This window comes from Streptomyces sp. NBC_01808, from assembly GCF_035917395.1.
Classification (GTDB): Bacteria; Actinomycetota; Actinomycetes; order Streptomycetales; family Streptomycetaceae; genus Streptomyces.
Map to the genome: position 1 here is coordinate 4353642 of NZ_CP109072.1, position 17863 is coordinate 4371504.

Sequence of the window (17863 nt, forward strand, 5' to 3'; positions counted from 1 at the left end):
GGATGGCAGATGCCGGACGGCGGGCGGGGCGCGGGGTTCGCGACAGGGGGAGAGGCGACAGTGCGGGACAAGCTCTTCGACGGGCGCTACCGGCTGGTGCGGCAGCTCGGTGAAGGCGGCATGGGCCAGGTGTGGGAGGCGAGGGACGAGACGCTGGACCGGCCCGTCGCCGTCAAGGTCGTCTCCCTTCTCAGCGGTGGCGGAAGCCGCGGCGACGAGGCACGCGCCAGATTCCTGCGCGAGGCACGCATCACCGCCCGTCTGCAACACCCCAACATCGTCACCATTCACGACCTCGGCGAGGCCGGCGACGGCGAGTCCAGAATCCCGTTCCTGGTGATGGAGCTGGTCCGGGGCGAGGGCCTGGACGTGACGCTGCGCCGCGGACCCGTGGGTCTGCCGGACGCCGCCCGCTGGGGTGCCCAGATATGCGACGCCCTCGCCGAAGCCCACGACATGGGCGTCATGCACCGCGACATCAAACCCTCCAACGTCCTCATCACCCCGTCCGGCATCGCGAAAGTCCTCGACTTCGGTGTCGCCCGGGCCGCCGATCCGTACGCCACCTCCGACAGGCTCACGCGGACCGGCTACATCGTGGGCACGCCCTCGTACATGGCCCCCGAACAGGCCCGTGGCCACGCGGAGCCACGAAGCGACCTGTACACCCTCGGCTGCCTGCTCTTCGAGCTGATCACGGGGCGGCTCCCCTTCGAGGCCCCCGACGCGGTCGGCTACCTCTCCGCCCACCTCACCCGCGAACCACCCGCCCCCAGCACACTCGCCCCCTCGGTCCCGGCCGGTTGGGACGACCTGGTGCTGACGCTGCTGCGAAAGGAGCCCGACCAGCGGTACGGAAACGCCGCCGACGTGGCCGATGCACTGCGCCGACTCGACGGTGCGGCAGATCCCGCCGGCCCGGGGGACGACCGGACCCGGCCCCGCACGCGGCCGGGCACCACGACTCCGCTCCCTCCCGTGGACCCCACCCGGGAGGCGAGCGCGGTCTCCGACCTCGATGCGCCACCGGCGACGCCCGGCCCCGCCTTCCGCAAGGCACGAGTCGCCGTTCCGGCGCTTCTCCTGACCGCCGCCGTGACCGCCGGCGCGGCAATCCTCCTCGCCGACGACACCGACAGACACGGCGACGACGGCCGGAGCGCATCACAGGGATCCACCCCGCCGCCCGTCGGGTTCAAGAACATCCCGGACGTCTGCGGCGCACTGTCGAAGGACGCGCTGCTGGGCGGGCTGGTTGAGCAGCCGCGTCCCGGCGAGTTCAGCGACAAGGCCAACTACCGCAAGTGCGAGTGGGACACGGACGAACTCGCGTCCGTACCGGTCGACGGCCACGTGACCGTCTACGCACACCGATTCGGCGCCACCGGCAAGGCGCGGGCGCACGTGGAAGAGGAGAAGGGAAGGGAATCCCTGGGCGGGGAAGCGTACGTCAGCCTGGGAATGCCCGGCGAGATCGGGGACGAGGCCGTCATCCGCGTGGACAAGGAGAGCATCGACAAGACCTACGGCGGCGACGTCTTCCTCAGCTTCAACTCCACCACCGCTGCCTTCCGGAACAGCAACCTCTTCATCAAGATCATCTACATGCGCTCCCGTGGCGACGACCCCGAAGAGAACGACAGGAAGACCACCCGCAGCGGCGCCGAGGAGATCATCAAGTTCCTCGCCGCCACCGTGGGGGACCCGGCCTGACCGGTCAACTGCCGCTCACTGGCGAAGCGCTGAGCGACGGCCCGCCCCGCGCGGCGCTGTGGGCCGCGACGCCGGAGACCGTCCCAGCAGGCCACCTCGTCCTGCCCGAGTTCCTGCACCTGGACGTGAAACGGCACCTGGACTGGTACACCGAGAAAGGCCCGGAGGGGCTGGTGTTCGTCGGCGAGTGCGGCGCACCCCTGCGGCGGAGCACCTTCAGGCGCAAGTTCCGCAAGGCTCGCGTTCAGGTCGGCCTGCCTGACGACTTCCGCTTCTACGATCTTCGGCACACCGGCAACACCCTCGCGGCCGACACCGGGCCAAGCTCAAGGACCTCGTGGTCCGCGCCGGCCAGTCCACCGAGCGGGCCCAGCTCATCTATGCGGGAGACCGCGGAGGAGAACCAAGCCTGACCTCTGACCGTGGCTGACCTGGGGATTTATGGTGGAGCGGGCGACGGGAATCGAACCCGCGCTCTGAGCTTGGGAAGCACCGGACTCTCTACAGCATCCAAATCGCTCACCAGCGAAAACGTGGCTCGACCGTCGGCACTCGACATGCCTCTGGTGACCGCCGTTGACCGTCAATGACCACCCTGACGGGCACGCATCGGGCACGGCCGGGTCGTTGTTTCGCACGCCGAGAGATAGCAACTGCGAAGGCGAGACACAACTCGGCGCCAGTCTGCAAGCGAGTCATGGCTGTGTGGCGGCGGGCGTGCCATAGCGCCATGCTTGCGACGGAGACCGCCAGTAGAAGGGGGCGCCATGGTGCATGTGGAGAAGTATGGGGTATCGGACGAGGACCCGAGCGTTGACGGCTACGTCGTGAACCCGCCGACCGTCAAGGAAATGTTCGGGTTCAACTCGCTCGACGAGGCGTACGAGATGATCCAGGCCGCGGCTCAGCTCGGCTTCGGCTACCGGCTTAGCAACGTGATGCGTAGAGCCGCAGCAAGGTCAGGTGAGGGCAGCGGAGGGATGGAGGAAGCCTGGCAGGTGGACATCTTGGAGGACGTTCCTCTCGACCCTGATGAACTGGAGTCAGGCGACGAGGACGCGGATGGCGTCACGAAGCGTCCGCACTCTTAACCCTCGCCGCTGGGTGGCGGTGTGAGGACGGATCGTTCCACACCCCTGTTGGGGATTCTGATCCTGAGTGTCGATGCTTGCTGCCTGGAGTCAGCTTCCAGCATGCCCGGTTTGGCGGCGGCTTCGCGAGGGTGAAGATCATCGGGTTCCAGAGAGAAGTACGCCACGAAGGCTCGCTCTACCTCGGCGTGCTCGACGGTCCGCTTGTAGATACGCTCGAAGAGTTCTTGACGCGTCTCACCTGGGTGCACGTCGATCGCACCCCAGCCTGTAGACATCTCGCCGTTGTCTTCGTTCCAGAAGCGCTTGATGGTCATGATCCAGAAGTAGCGCTTGGGCTTTGCCCTCTTGTAGGCCATGTCGTGTCCCATGTTCGAGGTCACCTTCGCGCCCAGCCTGGCGCTCTGGTCCGCTGTCGCGCGTGTAGCGCCAACGTCCACCCCCTCCCTCCTCGACCTTGCAGGTGTCAAGGGAGGCCCGGGCGGGGGCGCCGGGGCGCTGGTCGTTCGGGTAGTCCATGGAAGCGAAGGTCCCAGACGGCGGAGAAGGCGCCGGGGTGATGGCCCTGCTGCGGTAGGGCAGCAGTTCCTCGGAGTGGCTGTCCACCTGGGTGCGTCGCCGGGCCGTGTCGAAGGTGAGGTTCTCGTCGCTCACCCGGGCCAGGCACCAGGCGCGCCAACTCGTTCGCGGAAGCATCCGCCGCTCCGGCCCCGCCTACCAGAGGCTCTGACTCCACCTGCCGCCACTCTGCACGACGCTGGCGGCTCAGCCAGGGATGCTGGTCTCGTCCCGGGAGGCGGCTGCAGCTCGAAGATGGGGGAGGGCGTCGGTGATCGCCCCTGCGTAGTCGGCCAGGTGGTTCGTGAGCCGGCTCATCTGATCGGAAAGCCGGTCATATTCGGCGATCTCTACGGCTGTCCAGGGCGCATCGTTGTTCTCCAGCTCGCAGACCCGCTCTCCTGCCAGCACCGTCTGGACGACGGTCCCGATGGCGCCGCGCAGTCCTTCCGCCACGCCCACGGGTACGGCTGAACACAGGCGGTCCAACTCGTCGGGGTCCGGGAAAGTCGGAACGCGGTGTTCGGTCCAGGAGTCTCCCCACATGCGCCGTCGGCGCGCCTCTGGCTCGTCGCCATCCTCCACGTGGATGCCGCTCGTAGCATCCTGGCGGATCCTCAAGCCGGAGCGGGCGGCCAGTTCGACGGTCACGGTCCAGCTGTCCTCGCGGTTCTCATCCGAGCCGGAACTCCAGCCAGGAGGAGGCGGTCCCATGCGCGCACCAAGTTTCACAAGCTCGCGTGCGTGCTCGTCTGCTCTGGGCAACGTGGCCAATTCCTCCTCGTCCATCAACGTGTGAGGCGCCGCGGCGCCCATGCGCGTCAGAAGGACGGGTGTCCCGAAGACCGACGATCGCCAGGCCGTCACCGCTGCGTCGGCCCACCAGCACACGAACTCGTGCGCGGCGTCTCCGGCCGCTTTCGCACGTTCGACGGCCAGGCGCAGTCGGGTCGAAAGCAGCACGGAACTGGCGTCGAAGTACGATCCGGGCCCTGTGGCACGCTGCTCGATGTCGGCTTCATTGAGTGCGTTCAACTCCTCCACGTGCTGTTGCTCGGCTTCGGATTCCCGTAAGAGGACTGCCGAGGCGCGCGCCAGCTCCGACAGTCCCTCGTCGATCTCGTGATTACTCATGCCATGGCGCGCCTCGGTCGACGGAGGCTCTGCGTCACCGGTCATGTCGTACTCCCGCGGGAAGAGAAGGTGAAACTGATGTGGGGCGTTGTGCATCAGGACGGTAGTACGCCAGTCGGCGGGCCCGAGCGTAACCGGCGGTTTTCCACGGGAAGGGGGCATCGCCGTGCTAGAGGCCGGCCGGAAGGTCCGCCGACTAGGAAAGAAGGGGGGATGACGCGGTGCGCACGTGTGCCCCTCTGCTGATCGGTCCTGGAGTTGCAGCATGACCGCGAGCCTCGGGAAAACACGCAAGGCCCGGGTCGCTGACCTGGGCCTTCTGTCTGGAGCGGGCGACGTGAATCGAACCCGCGCTCTGAGCTTGGGAATCCCACCGCCTCGGAGCGCTGGTGAGCCTCTGGCCTGCACTGATGTAGGTCAATCGGGGTGCGGCAGGGCATGCTTTGTGACCGTGGCAGACCCCTCTTGTCCACGGCGTATGGCACGCGTATGGCACGGCGGGTCGAACGCCGGTTGGACCTCGGTTCCTGGTGGGCTGAGGGCCCACGGTGGCGGTCTCTCGTGTGTCGTATGTCGTGGGGTGTGCTTCTGTGAGCCGTGCCGCTCCGTACGGCGACATACACGAGACGCGGTCGGCACCGTCAAACCTGGTGCCTGGCCGAGGTCGACGTCTTCCGTGACCTCGACGACGTCCCGGTCTGCGTGATCGGCGCGCGCCGACGTGCAGCGTTTCCTGCTGTCCGACCCGCGTATCGCCGCCCTCATCACCGCGATCCTCGGCGACCGGCTCTCGGCGCTGGAACAGCGGCTGTCCGACAGCGTCTTCAAGTCCGCCGCGCAGCGCATCGCCACCGCCCTCGACACCCTCACCCCCGCCGAGCCACCGCTCCCGCACCGAGCGCAAGTCTTCGCCGGGGATTTGCCACCTACCGGTTCGACGCTTCGAAGCGACCGAATCGTCGAGTCCCGCAACCACTCCAGCACGGCCCTCCTGGCTCGACGCCCGAAACCGGGACGGTTCGGAGCCGACAGCGGCGGCCAGAGCTGCCGCCCAGCTCAACCCTCCGTCCTCGGTCGCTGGCCTGCTCATGGGCAGGCGCCGGAGAGCAGATACTGCGGTTCGCTGCCGGCAGAACGGAAGATCGCGCAACGACTGGTCAGCGAGGCAAGGGCATGTCAACATCGACGGCCTTGAAGAAACAATCCCTGGTCAGCGAACCAGAGTATCGCTCGCGTGGACGATGCCCTGCGTGGACGAGACCGGGCTGGGCAGTCGTCCATCTCGCTGGCGGACGGGCCGTGGAGCCTGGCCGTCTGCCAGCCGTAGGCTGCGGTCGAACTTGGCCTGGCATGGACCCGCTCAGGCACCCCCGTGTCGTTGCCGTCCACCGCGGGCGGCTGCTCCGCAACCGAACTCCTTTTGGAGGCGCCTCTGTACCGCGGCTTTCCGTTCGATCCTTCCGCTCCGATGGGCGCTGGGTGCGCGTACTGGGTCGGTCCCCGGCATCTCGCCGGCGACGACGGCCGGCTGTACGACGCAGTCGCCGACGTGCTCGGCGAGCTGGGCTGGACGAGCCTGACGACCGTCCGGGGCCGGCGGGAGCCGGACGACCGGCAGGTTATCCGCAGCACCGTCCTGCACATCAGCCCCGACGCCCTGCGCTGGGCCCAGTGGGTGCTGGCGGACGAGCCATTCCATCTGGGCGACCTGCCGATCGCCTGGCAGGTTTCCGCCCGTACGGACACCAGCAGCCTCGCTGAGTGGTCGGCATACTTCACCACCGGCGTGCCCGGTGAGGCGGTGGCCGACTTCCTTGTCGCGCTCGATGCCCGCAACCAGCCCGCGGTGCCGCTTGTCCGTCCCGATCTGGTCGTCGACACCGCCACCGCACACGGATGGCTCCGCGACCTCGACCAGCCCGCGGCTGCGACGGACCCTACGTTCATCTCGTACCTCAGCCTCGGCGAGGTACCGCCCCTCATCCAGGACGCCGACCCGCGCACCCTGGCCACCGGGCCTGACGAGCCGGGACCGAGCGGATGGCAGGCATGGGCCCAACCCGCTCCCGACGCACGGTATCTGTGGGCGGCGTCCTTCGCCGCGTCCGTCCCGCACGACCTCGTGGCCGCGTTCGCCACGTCCCTCAGCTCGACGGAGTCCGTCCTGCGCCGGGTGGTGCCCGAGGCGACCCGCGAGCGACTGCTGTGGACGCCCGCCGGCCAGGCGGGCTGGCCGGCAGCAGGGAGGAGTTGACCCCTCTGGTCGCATACGACGGTGGGGCCGATGGTGTCTCCTCGCAGCTCGGGAGCGGCCCGGGCGACTCCTGTCGATATCCGGTGCCGCAGGCGAGTTCGCCCACGGCTATGAAGTTCCCTTTCGCCGGCGCGACGGTCGGGACGCGGTCAACTCCACGGCAGAGTCTGCTGAGTACCCGGCCTCTTTCAGGAGCTTCATTCCGTTCATGATGCTCAGGCACTGGGACTTGAGCAGACCGATAGCGGCGGTGTTCTGGGCCTCGGCCGGGAGCGGTTCGATCACGCTGGTATAGATCCGAGTCACGCGCTGCTCGATGACCTTGAATTCGCGGATGACCACGCTGGCGCAGATTTGGGGATCGGTAGTGACCAGGTAGAAGCCGTCAAAGCGGACGAACGCCTTGCGGGCGAGCGCACACTTCTTGTCACGGACCCACGCCTTGGCCCGCTCGAACTGGCTGCGGGTGAGGTCGCCGCGTGCGTCAACCGGCGGCAGTCCGTGGTCTCCGGCTTGTTCGACGCGCTGCCAGAGCTCCTCGCCCATGTCAGCGGGGGGTCGCGGCCGGGCCCGTTGAGGCACGCTCATGTCGGGTCACCCCCGTCCGAGCCGAGCATGCGCGCCAGGGCGTCGTCCATGGCGCTGCCTTCGGCGCGGACCGCATCCCGGCCCCAGTCGACGGCTTCGCGGACGCTGTCCAAGACCTCCAGCACTGCCTGCTGTGCTTCGTCGGAGACCGCGAGCTGCTGCAGCTCAGGGATGGCAGCTCGCAGCGAGTGGGTGAAGCCGGTGCACAAGCCCATCACATGCAGGACGACGGAGGGGGCCTGCCGGTAATCCACCGCGGCCTGCGAATGATCGTCCACGGGCGTCTCTGCTGCTGCCTCGGCCGCCGCCATCTCCTTGGCGGTTTCCGCCTCCTGTGCGATCTGCTGGTGGCGTTCCTCATCGGCGGCACGCAGCGAGCGCCGCGCCACTGGATTGCCCATCACCGCGCGGGCGACATCGGGCCGCTCCAGCAGGTGGTTGACGGCGTCGGCAGCTTCGGTGGTGTCCCGTAGCAAATGCCGGACGTGTTCGGACTTCTCTTCGCTGGTGACCGGGTGGGCGGGCAGGCGGTCCATTTCCCGCAGTGCGAGGTCGTACGTCCACTCCGTTTCCTCTCCCGTATCCGGGGTTTTCGCCGGTCCTCGCAGCAGTTCGAAGCGTCGGGGGTGCGGTGCCAGGACGCGGTGGACACTCCACGGCACGTCTTGCTGTCGCATGGCCTGCGGCCAGGCGACAGCTACGTAGCGGTAGTCCGTCAGCGTCTTGGGATTGGCCCGAATCTGCCTGGCGTAGGCAGCGAGCACTGACTCGACCGTGGTGCCGTGCCGATCAGCGAGCATCTCCTTGACCGTGTCTCCCAGGTCGAACTTGGCGTCGGAGATCCGTTTGATCAATTTTCGCCCTTGTTTGACGTACGACTCCCATTGGGCTCGTTCGTACCCTGCGGGCACGCCCAGCGCCATGGCCTTCACCTCCACGACTTCGGTGTCAGCGCCACCGTGTTCGCGGCTATTCGGCAGTGCGGGGGCAGCTCGAACGCCCGTCATACTCCACCGCACGGTAGATCGAATGCAGGCGTGTGCGAGGGCGCACGCAGCAGAACGCGGAGTTCGTATTCGACACTCCCGCCGGGTGCGCTCCTTTGCGCCCACCAGTGGGTTCTCAGAGCACCACGAGACTCGTGTTTTGGCTCGCTCGGCGGCGGCGGGTAACGAGATCTGGAACCCGTTCGGCACCGGCTCGGGCCGTCGAGCACGCCTCGGCCCCACCGGCATACCTTGAACCGCCTGGGCAGCGGTCCGAGGATATGGTTGTGCGGAGGGTGATCAAGTCCGTCGCCGGTAGTTGACGCGCCTAGAATCGCGAGAGTGACGGCAAGTACCAGTGGCATCGACATGGCGGCCGGTGTGCTGCGCGCCGGCGGTTTGGTGGCGCTTCCGACCGAGACGGTTTACGGCCTGGGCGCCAATGCCGAGGACCCCGCCGCTGTCTCGCGTATCTTCCAGGTCAAGGGGCGTCCGCCCTCCCACCCGCTGATCGTGCACATCGGGGACGCGGAGCCGCTGGACGACTGGGCCGAGGAGGTGCCGGCGACGGCGCGCCTGCTGGTCGAACGCTTCTGGCCCGGGCCCCTCACCCTGGTTCTGCGGCGCGGTCGCCGGGTGCCCCTGGTAGCGACTGGCGGTCTGGAGACGGTGGCCGTGCGCGTGCCCGATCATCCCGTGGCGCTGGCGTTGCTGTCGGCTTTCGGCGGCGGTATCACGGCCCCGTCCGCCAACCGCTTCGGCTCGGTGAGCCCCACGACCGCGGACGACGTCCGTGCCGAGCTGGGCGACGCCGTCGACTTCGTGCTCGACGGCGGCCCCTGCCGGGTCGGTGTCGAGTCGACCATCATCGACGTCACCGGCGAGGTCCCGGCCGTCCTGCGACCCGGCGGGGTTCCGTGCGAGGACCTCGAAGCGGTGCTGGGGCGCCCGCTCGCGGTGCCCTCGACCAGCCGCATCCGGGTGCCGGGCCAGCATCCGTCCCACTACGCGCCCCGGGCGCGGGTCGTCCTGGCCGAGCCGGAGAAGGTCGTCGCCGAGGCGGAGCTGGCCCAGCAGCAGGGGCACCGGGTGGGCGTCCTTCTTCCCGCCGCCTTCGCCGACGCGGAGGTGAAGGCGCACGCGGTGGTGCAGGTCCCCGGCTCGATGGCCGCCTACGCGCGGGGGCTGTACGGATTCCTGCGCGAACTCGACCAGAAGGGATGCGACCTCATCGTCGCGTCACTGCCGGCGGCGGAAGGGCTGGGCCTGGCGATCGGCAACCGCCTCCACCGTGCCGCGGGCCCTCGGAACACTGTGTGACCACCGCCGTCGCCCCGCTTCCCGCTCCGGGCGCGGGGCTCGGCGAATGCGGCTGACCTCCCGCCGGGCCGATCGGCCGGGCACGGCTCACTCACCTGTACGGGTCTGGGGGCTGATCGCGTAGGCCGAGGCGGTCAGGACGCGGCAGGAACCGCCACGTCGAGGCCGACGTCACCTCGCACAAGAAGGTCCGGGGCCGCGTCGAGCACGCCTTTGCCCCTTCGCCAGGTAAATCGGCGGTGAACTCCTGCGTTGTATCCGTGCACTTCCGCTCCGTGACCTACGGTGGTGGCAAGTGATGTTGTGGGTAGGGAAGTTCCGTGGCGGAGGACTGGACGGGGGCTGTGGTGCTGACCGGGTTTGTCGACCGCGTGGAGCACATGGACGAGCTGCGCTCGCTGATGGCGGAGGTGACCGCGGGGCGAGGCCGGGCGCTCGTGATCGACGGTGGCTCGGGTATGGGGAAGTCGGCGTTACTGCGCGCGTTCCAGGAGGAGGCCGCTGCCTCGAATGCGGACACTCGGGTCTCGGGCAGCCGCCGTGTCGTGTCGGTGCGGTGCCGGCCGTCGATCGGCTCGGAGCTGCACTACGGGGCCGTCATCGACGTGCTGCTGCAGTTGGCCGAGGAGCAGGAGGTCAAGCAACCTGGCGTCTTCCGCAGATTCCTGGGCAACGCCCGGCAAGGCGTCGTCCGCTCCGCGCCGGAGATGCTTTCCGCGATCGTGCCTGGGCTGGGCGCGCTGTTCTCCCTGGGCAGGGAGGTTGCGGAGGCGTCGCTTGCGTCGGGATCGATGCCGTTCGACAGTCTCCTGCCTTTCCAGCAGGGAGCTGCGGCGCAGATCGCCGACGCCGTGCTGGATCTCGTAAGGCAAGGCCCGCCCACCGTCGTCCTCATCGACGACATCCAGAACGCCGACCCCAGCAGCCTGCTGATCCTCGACCGGCTGCTGCGGCGGCTGGCCGGCGAACCGCTCGGTGTGGTGCTCAGTCACACGACGGACGGGGCGTATGCCGACGGCCCGGGTGCCGTGGTCGAGGAACTGCTGCACGACTGGGCGAAGGACGGCCTGCTGCGGCGGCAGGTGCTGGGCGGCCTGCCGCAGGACGCGGTCGCCGAGTTGGTGCGCGCCAGGCGCCCGGAGGCTCCTTCGGCCCTGTCGGAGCAGCTGAGCCGCCTTACCGCCGGCCACGCCGTCTTCGTCACTCTGTGCCTGGAGGAGTGGCGTCCGGGCAACGGGCCCGGCGTCGAACTGCCCGACAGCCTCAAACGGGTGGTGGAGGACCGTCTCCGCCTCCTCACTGATCTGGAACGCGAACTGCTCATGATCGGGGCGACCCAGGGCGAGACATTCCTGTCGCGCGCGGTCGCCGACGTCAAGGGAGCGCCGCACGACGACGTGATGGAGCGGCTTCGCCTCATCGCCGACCGGCACCGGCTGATCCTGCCGGCCCAGCTTCCCGGTTGGGCGCGAGGGGAGGGGACCGACTGCTACCGGTTCGAGCACAGCGCCCTGTGGGGCAAAGTGTATGAACGGCAGACGCCTCAGCAGATGCGGTCCCGGCACGCTCGGATCGCGGAGGCACTCACCTTCGGTCCGCTGGACGGCATGCCGCTGGAACGCCGGCTGGAGGTCGCCCGTCACCTCCGCGGCGGGGGCCCCGAATGTGCCCTCGCCTCGGCCGAGATGCACTACGGGCTGGCCCGGGATGCCGCGATGGAGGGGTTGTCCTTCGCCGAGGCGGAGCGGCACTGCGAAGAAGTGATCAAGGCGGTCCGTGATCTGCCGGAGGACGAGGAGAGCCGGGACCGGTGGCTCGTCCACGCCGTGGAGCTGCTGCTGTCGCTGACCGAGGTGCGCTGGCGCGGCCAGCACCGGCCGGCCGGTGGACCACCGGACATCGATGCGCTTGCCGCGGAGGCCGAAGCAGCGGCCGGCCGCTGCGGAAGCCCGGAACTGGCGATCCGTACGACGCTCATGCGCGGCAAGACCCTGCTGGCCACTCGTGGCCTGGTGCCGTCCCTGGACAAGCTTCGCTCGGCCGTGGAGCTGGCCGAGGAGCATGGCGATCCCGTCCCGCTCTTCGTGGCCCGTGTCGAGTACGGGCGGCAGGTCTCCAAACGACGGTTGGCCGACGGCCTGGTCCAGCTGCGGGAAGCGGAGCGCATGTACGCCTCCGATCCGCGTCTCGGCGGCACCGGCGACCCCGTTCTCCAGCACACCCGCAACCTCGGGGAGATGCAGCTCGGCATCACCCTCTACGACAGCGGACACCTCAGCGACGCACTGACCCGACTGACCCGCTGCGTCCAGAGGCTGCGTGACGAACCGCTGAAGGCCGAGCTGCCCATAGCGCTCAACTACCTGGCACAGGTACACACCGGCGTCGGCTCCTACCGGGAAGCCGAGCAGGCCCTGCGCGAAGCGCTCGACTTCGAGGCCGACCGCGGCGGCGACAGCGGCTGGCACGCCTACAACAAGGCACTCCTCGCCCACCTCCTCATCCAGCAGCCGGCACGCCGGGACCAGGCCCTGGAGCTGATCGCCGACGCGTGGGCCGAGACCGAGCGGACCTGGCTGGCCAACCTCGTCCCCATCGTCCGCAACCTGTACGCCGAGATCCTGCTGCTCGCCGCCGACGGACACGGCGAACTCCTCGACCAGGCCAACCGCCTGGCCACCGCCACCTGCGTCGAAACCCAGCGCAGCGGCATGATCCGCAGCGAAATCGCCGCACACTCCCTGCGCAGCCGGATCCTGCTCCGCCAGGCCAACACCGCCGACGCCCAGAACCAGGCAAGCCAGGCCGTACGCATCCTGGACGAGGTCGGAGACATGCCCGCCCTGCGCACCGAAGAAGTGCTGTACCACTCTGCCGTGGTATGGACCGCCGCCGGTGCTCGGGAACAAGCCCACGCACTCCTGGCCCGGGCCCGGCGCGAAGTTGCCCGAAAGGCCGACCTGATCACCGATGACTCGCTGCGCCACCGCTTCCTCACCCACGTCCCCCTCAACACTGCCATCCGCGAGGGCGAAGGGATCGACCAGTGACCGGGGTGGATAGCCCTCAAGGGGGCATGACAGCGAGTGGCAGACTGGGGCCGCCATGCTGACGATCACCAAGGAGTTCCACTTCTCGGCCAGCCACGTCCTGGACCGGCTGCCGAGCTGGCACCCCTGCGCCCGCATGCACGGCCACAACTACATCGTTGTGCTGGAGCTGTCCGCCCATCGTGAGGACCTCACCGAGGCGGGGTTCGTCCGCGATTACCGTGAACTCGATGCCTTCAAGAAATGGATGGACGACACCCTCGACCACCGTCACCTCAATGAGGCAATGGGGGGGGGGGTGTTCACCGTCGGCAGAGAATCTGGCCGCGTGGATCTTCGACCTCTGGATCGAGCGATTCCCTGAACTGAGGGCGGTCAGGGTGTCCGAGACACCCAAGACCTGGGCCGAATACCGGCCAGAGCGGTGAATGAAGAACGAGGTTTCTACGCACAGTCCTTCGTCCCGGGCTGCCGCGGGACGACTCTGACTTGATCGGCGTCGATCCGCAGTGGCTCCCCAGTCGGGTGGTTCGACAACACTACTTGACCGTCGGCAACGCCAAACGAGATGTACGGTGCTTCGGGTCGCAGGGTTCCCCCCTCCTCAGTCAGTTTGCCTGCCGGAACGGTGGGAACAACGCATCCCCATTCGGGGCTGATGCCGAAGTAGGGAGGCGGTTCGGTACCCCGAGCAGCGGCCTTTTTCAGCCCGTCAGCTGCTGCTTCCGGTGAATTCAGGGTCGTCAATGCGGCCGTGGTCAGGGCCGATACGAGAATGAGAGTGGCGAACACCCCGGCTGCCACGCTGCGAGGGCGCATGAAATGGAAGTACCGCAGGATGCCCCATCCGGCGGCGATGAACAGGATCGCTCCGAAGGACAGCCAGAGAAGCTTCACGGCAGCGGCAAGCTGCCAGATGCTACTGACGGCCGTCTCGGTGGGAGTCAGACCGAGTTCGTCGGCGTAGACGTCGTGCAGCAACCGATCGGTGAGCGGCAGCGCGGCCACCACCAGGGTGGCGATCACGGGCAGCACGCTAGCGATCAACACCTGCCACTTCCACCGGCGGCCGAGGAGCACAAGACCAACCGTGGAGTAGGCGATGGCCGTCGTCACGACGGCCTGCATGGTCGTCGTACCAATGCCCCATCCTGGTATGCCCAGCGCGATGACTACCGCGACCGCGGTCATCACCCCTGAGATCGCCGCTGATCGGAGCCGAGTGCTTGCCATCGGCAGCGTATGCGCGTTCCACCAGACCACACACGTGCAGGCAAGGGCTGCAAGCCAGGAGACGGCGACCCCCACAGGGGCGGCTTTCTGCCCAAGGTCTACCAGGATGATCACGGCGAACCATGACCCCAGGATGCGGGCCAGTGCTCGGTTGAGGGCCCTTTCTCTGTGCTGCACGGCCCCCGGACGCCCTCGGCCGTCCAACGGCCGAACATCGATGTCGTGGCGTGCAGTCATACCCCGGGCGAGCTCAAGGGCAGCGGTCTTGCTGCCGTGGACCCTCAGTCGTACGTCGAAGAACCCCATCCGCAGCGCCATGCCGGAGAGGACCTTGCGCAGCCACCAGATGGGTTGAGACCAGGCGTGTGCATGTGGAGGGGGAGTGGCCCAGTCCCGGAAATCTGTCGTGTGTGCCTGCCATTCGGGCAGCATCGCCCGGTCGGTTTCCTCATGCCGGAACACCCGATCGTAGATGATGGTCTGTGATGCCTTGGCCAGGTGGGCGACAGCCCAGGATGCTTCCCGGTCCGCACGCCACTGCGAACCGGTGACCGGTACGTCGACCCATAGAAGCCGGGAGCCCGCAGAATCGGCGCCCAGGGCACGTTGGGCTATTCGGCGTTCTCCCAGTGTCGGCGCTTGGTAGGCCCACCCGCTGTCATTGAGTTGCTGTTCGGCCTTCGCCCACTTGGCTGGACCGCCTTGGATCTCCACCAGGACGGACAGAACACGGTCGGGAACCACCGGGGCCATCGCCAGCCCTTCTCTTGAACGATGCGAATGCGGATTTCCGTCACAACGATGGCTGACAAGCGAACACCAACTCATCGGCGCAGACTGCCTCGACGAATGTCGTAACTGCCTCCGTCGTGCCGGTGGTGCTCACGGAGCGCGGCGGCAGGAGCGCTCGACGGCGTTGCGGGCCAGGGAGTCCGCCACCTGGCCTTTTCGCCAAGCGTGCCCGCCCGCCAGCCCGACGCATGCGTGGTCGCAACGTCCCGACCGGACGCGCATCTCTACGCCTATTGTCCGGCAGCCGGCGTCGACGGCGCAGCGAGATCGCGGCCTCACTGCGAGAAGGTGTGATTGACCTGTCGGGGATGTTGCCAACCGTCCTATGATCGTTACTCCGTGTGAGAGGGGGCGGTTGCATGGTGGCCGGCGGGTCGGCGACGAGGCGGGCGCAGGAGGCGCGGCGACAGGAAGGGCTGCTGCGTGCGCAGTGGCGTGCGGCTCGGGAGGAGGCGCGCCGTTGGGAGGCTGCGAGTGAGGGGGAGCGCTTGGTTGCCGCCCAGTTGCTGGTGCTTACCGAGCGGGGATGGCGTCTGCTGGTGGACCGCAAGTGGCCGGGGACTCGTGCGGCCAATGTGGACATGCTGCTGGTGGGGCCGGGGGGTGTGTTCGTGGTCGACGTCAAGAACTGGCGGTCGGCCCCGGAAGTTGTGGACGGTAGGTCGCTGCGCGCCGGGGGCGAGTCACGTGACGGCCATGCGGCCAAGCTCCTGGCCGGCACGAGAGCGGCGGAGGGGGCCGTGGCGTCCCTGGGATTGTCGCCGGTGGCCGTGCAGCCGCTCATGGTGTTCGCGGGGCAGCGCGTGAATGTGGAACTCGGCAGGATCAGGCTGTTGGGGGAGCACGAGGTCGGACCGTGGCTCATGGCCGAACGCGGCAGGTTGCGGAAGGAGTCCGTACGGGCCATAGCTGATCACCTGGAGCGGGCGTTCCCCGAGTACGAGGATTCCGCCGTCCCAGGGACATCGACGGAACGGTCAGCGGCCGGGGAGGAGCCCTCGCAGGGCTTGTTCGACATCGACGGGCTCCGTGAGGCGGTACTGAACGATGCCCGCCAGACGCCGATCGAGCAGTGGATGACGTTCCTCCACCCCGACCAGGTCACCCTGGTCCGCCGGAACTGGGCCGGCCCAGCCCGTATCAGCGGCCCGGCCGGCACGGGCAAGACCGTCGTCGGGCTGCACCGCGCGGCGCACCTCGCCCAGCGCACCACGGGACGCATCCTCTACGTCACCTTCGCCAACAACCTCCCCCGGGTACAGGCCACTTTCCTCGCGTCCATGGCGCCGGCCGTCGTGGACCGGGTGGAGTTTCGCAGCCTGCACTCCTGGGCCCAGGAGTACCTGCAGGGTCGCGGCATACAGACCCGGCTGCACGGGGGTAAGGCCGAGACTGCCTTCAGCCTCGCCTGGAAAAACGCAGGCCGCGATAGCTGCCTCGCCGAGATCGACCCCGGCCACGGCTACTGGCGCGAGGAGATCGCGTACGTCATCAAGGGCAGGGGGATCACCACCTTCGACCAGTACGCTCTGCTGTCCCGCAAACGCCGTCGCGCGAGCCTGCGCCGCCACCACCGGCAGGCCGTGTGGACCCTCTTCGAGGCGTACGAGTCCATCCGCACCGAGCGCGGCGTGGACGACTTCGATGACGTACTTGCACGTGCGCTGGCCGAGGCGCGCCGCGCGGAAGGGCCCCCGTACGACGCGGTGATCGTCGACGAGGTCCAGGACCTCACCCTCGTCGGGCTGCGACTGCTGCACACCCTGGTCGGTGACCGGCCCAACGGCCTCCTGCTGATCGGTGATGGCCAGCAGGCCGTCTATCCGGGCGGCTTCCGCCTCTCCGAGGCCGGAATCGATATCCGCGGGGATCGCGGGCAGGTGCTGCGCACCAACTACCGCAACAGCAAGCAGGTCCTGGAGGCTGCCCTCGCCGTCGTCGCGGACGACGCGTTCGAGGACATCGACGGGCTCCACACCAGTGGCCGCCGGCAGGTCGACCTCACGTACCACGACGGCAGCGTGGCCAGGGTGTCGAAGCCGACCCCGGCCGAGCACGACCAAGCTCTCCTCGCCGCCTTACGTGCGTTGCCGCCCGCGGCCCGCGCCGACTCCGCGGTGCTCTGCCCCTCCTGCAAGGCCATCGCGCACTACCAGCGGCTCCTCACCCAAGCCGGCATACCGGTCTGGCTGCTGGAGCACTACGACGGACACGCCGCCGAGGGCATCAAACTGGGCAGCTACCGCCGGGCGAAGGGCCTGGAGTTCAAGCACGTGTTCCTCCCGCAACACGACGCGCACGTATCCGCAGATGCCGGGGCGAGTGATCCGGAAACGCCGGAGACCACACGCGAGCGGCACGAGCTGGCGCGCAGCCAGCTCTTCGTGGCCATGACCCGAGCCCGCGACCGGCTCTGGCTCGGCAGCGTAGACCCGACGTCCCGTTAGTCAGTGTTGTCAGCCGACGTGGCTATCTGGAGGCGACGCCGGCGTTCGCGGGTGCGATACCGGAGGCGCCGGTGGTGGCGATCGGGGTGATGAACAGCGCGCTGCCCAGCGTCGAGAGCCGGGCCGAACATCTCGGGCGGGTAGCCGCTGGCCCGACTGGCCCGGAACGTACCGGAGACGATGCGGGGCGGCATCGCGGTCCATCGGGCAGACGTCCGCTCCGCCGGCGCGTTCCTGCCGGCCGGCCGCGTGCGGTTCGCCTTCCTCGGCGGGAACGGCCTGGGCGACGTCACCGACGCCGAAGGGCACACGGCGTTCATCGCGTCGCTGGCATCCGCGCTCGCCTCCGGCGGTGTGCTGGTCTTCGACTACGTGGGCGAGCGCTACGCCCCGCCGGCGAGGACACCGCCACCGAGTGGCCCGAGGTCTTCCAAGGCGACGGGGGTGACATACCGGTCGTCGACCGAGAACGAGGCGGGGCAGCCCGATGCCGGGAACACCGATGTCGGTCCTGCACTTCACGGCAGAGGTCATCGACGCGCGGACGGGCGGGACCGTCGTCGGAGCCCACGCCTGCGACAACCCGTTTTTCCGCTGGCTTGCCCTGGATGCTTCACACCCCGATACGCATGCCGCACGGGCGCCGGTGCTGGCAGCCGGCGCACTGCGTCCATATCGCCCCCTTGATTCTGCCGCG

11 protein-coding genes and 2 pseudogenes are annotated in these 17863 nt (G+C 68.4%); 8 read left to right on the top strand and 5 right to left on the bottom strand.

Annotated features, from left to right (window positions below):
- Window positions 1-60 precede the first annotated feature (60 nt).
- From OG946_RS19040 to OG946_RS19050, 3 genes and pseudogenes are all read left to right on the top strand, one after another.
- Window positions 61-1713 (top strand): serine/threonine-protein kinase, encoded by a 1653-nt coding sequence (locus OG946_RS19040; protein ID WP_326797263.1) that lies wholly within the window; start codon window positions 61-63, stop codon window positions 1711-1713.
- Between the two features lie 101 nt (window positions 1714-1814).
- Window positions 1815-2095 (top strand): annotated as a pseudogene (locus tag OG946_RS19045) (tyrosine-type recombinase/integrase); the annotation flags it as partial.
- Between the two features lie 385 nt (window positions 2096-2480).
- On the top strand, window positions 2481-2804 hold the full coding sequence (locus OG946_RS19050) for a hypothetical protein (protein WP_326797264.1): 324 nt from the start codon (window positions 2481-2483) through the stop codon (window positions 2802-2804).
- On the opposite strand, the gene OG946_RS19055 is transcribed toward OG946_RS19050, so the two are convergent.
- On the bottom strand, window positions 2801-3175 hold the full coding sequence (locus OG946_RS19055) for a hypothetical protein (protein ID WP_326797265.1): 375 nt from the start codon (window positions 3173-3175) through the stop codon (window positions 2801-2803). The two genes, OG946_RS19050 and OG946_RS19055, sit on opposite strands and share 4 nt — an antisense overlap.
- 394 nt (window positions 3176-3569) lie before the next feature.
- Window positions 3570-4541, bottom strand: coding sequence for a hypothetical protein (locus tag OG946_RS19060; RefSeq protein WP_326797266.1), 972 nt, complete (start codon window positions 4539-4541; stop codon window positions 3570-3572).
- Window positions 4542-5916: 1375 nt separating this feature from the next.
- Here OG946_RS19060 and OG946_RS19065 point away from each other — a divergent pair.
- A complete protein-coding gene (locus OG946_RS19065) occupies window positions 5917-6750 on the top strand; it encodes a DUF317 domain-containing protein (RefSeq protein WP_326800308.1) in 834 nt (277 codons plus the stop codon).
- Window positions 6751-6858: 108 nt separating this feature from the next.
- Here OG946_RS19065 and OG946_RS19070 read toward each other — a convergent pair whose 3' ends face one another.
- Window positions 6859-7296: a hypothetical protein gene (locus OG946_RS19070; protein ID WP_326797267.1), complete on the bottom strand. Its 438-nt coding sequence runs from the start codon at window positions 7294-7296 to the stop codon at window positions 6859-6861.
- Window positions 7297-7334: 38 nt separating this feature from the next.
- Window positions 7335-8276: a DUF6192 family protein gene (locus tag OG946_RS19075; RefSeq protein WP_326797268.1), complete on the bottom strand. Its 942-nt coding sequence runs from the start codon at window positions 8274-8276 to the stop codon at window positions 7335-7337.
- A 390-nt stretch (window positions 8277-8666) separates the two neighbouring features.
- Here OG946_RS19075 and OG946_RS19080 point away from each other — a divergent pair, with 390 nt between their 5' ends.
- The 3 genes and pseudogenes from OG946_RS19080 to OG946_RS19090 all read left to right on the top strand — a co-directional run bounded on the left by OG946_RS19080 (window position 8667) and on the right by OG946_RS19090 (window position 13122).
- Entirely contained in the window at window positions 8667-9644 is a 978-nt protein-coding gene (locus tag OG946_RS19080) for an L-threonylcarbamoyladenylate synthase (RefSeq protein WP_326797269.1), read from the top strand.
- Between the two features lie 320 nt (window positions 9645-9964).
- The gene (locus tag OG946_RS19085; RefSeq protein WP_326797270.1) at window positions 9965-12694 is read left to right on the top strand and encodes an AAA family ATPase; all 2730 of its coding nucleotides are present in this window, start codon (window positions 9965-9967) and stop codon (window positions 12692-12694) included.
- Between the two features lie 55 nt (window positions 12695-12749).
- Window positions 12750-13122 (top strand): annotated as a pseudogene (locus OG946_RS19090) (6-pyruvoyl trahydropterin synthase family protein).
- Between the two features lie 16 nt (window positions 13123-13138).
- Here the strand turns inward: OG946_RS19090 and OG946_RS19095 are convergent.
- The gene (locus OG946_RS19095) at window positions 13139-14755 is read right to left on the bottom strand and encodes a hypothetical protein (protein WP_326797271.1); all 1617 of its coding nucleotides are present in this window, start codon (window positions 14753-14755) and stop codon (window positions 13139-13141) included.
- A 323-nt stretch (window positions 14756-15078) separates the two neighbouring features.
- Here OG946_RS19095 and OG946_RS19100 point away from each other — a divergent pair, with 323 nt between their 5' ends.
- A complete protein-coding gene (locus tag OG946_RS19100) occupies window positions 15079-17166 on the top strand; it encodes a nuclease-related domain-containing DEAD/DEAH box helicase (RefSeq protein ID WP_326797272.1) in 2088 nt (695 codons plus the stop codon).
- Window positions 17167-17863: the final 697 nt, after the last annotated feature.

Bases quoted from the DNA above. Each gene is read 5' to 3' on its own strand.
- OG946_RS19050 (WP_326797264.1), top strand. From the start codon at position 2,481: ATGGTGCATGTGGAGAAGTATGGGGTATCGGACGAGGACCCGAGCGTT.
- OG946_RS19055 (WP_326797265.1), bottom strand. From the start codon at position 3,175: ATGGGACACGACATGGCCTACAAGAGGGCAAAGCCCAAGCGCTACTTC.
- OG946_RS19060 (WP_326797266.1), bottom strand. From the start codon at position 4,541: ATGACCGGTGACGCAGAGCCTCCGTCGACCGAGGCGCGCCATGGCATG.
- OG946_RS19070 (WP_326797267.1), bottom strand. From the start codon at position 7,296: ATGGGCGAGGAGCTCTGGCAGCGCGTCGAACAAGCCGGAGACCACGGA.
- OG946_RS19095 (WP_326797271.1), bottom strand. From the start codon at position 14,755: ATGAGTTGGTGTTCGCTTGTCAGCCATCGTTGTGACGGAAATCCGCAT.
- OG946_RS19100 (WP_326797272.1), top strand. From the start codon at position 15,079: ATGGTGGCCGGCGGGTCGGCGACGAGGCGGGCGCAGGAGGCGCGGCGA.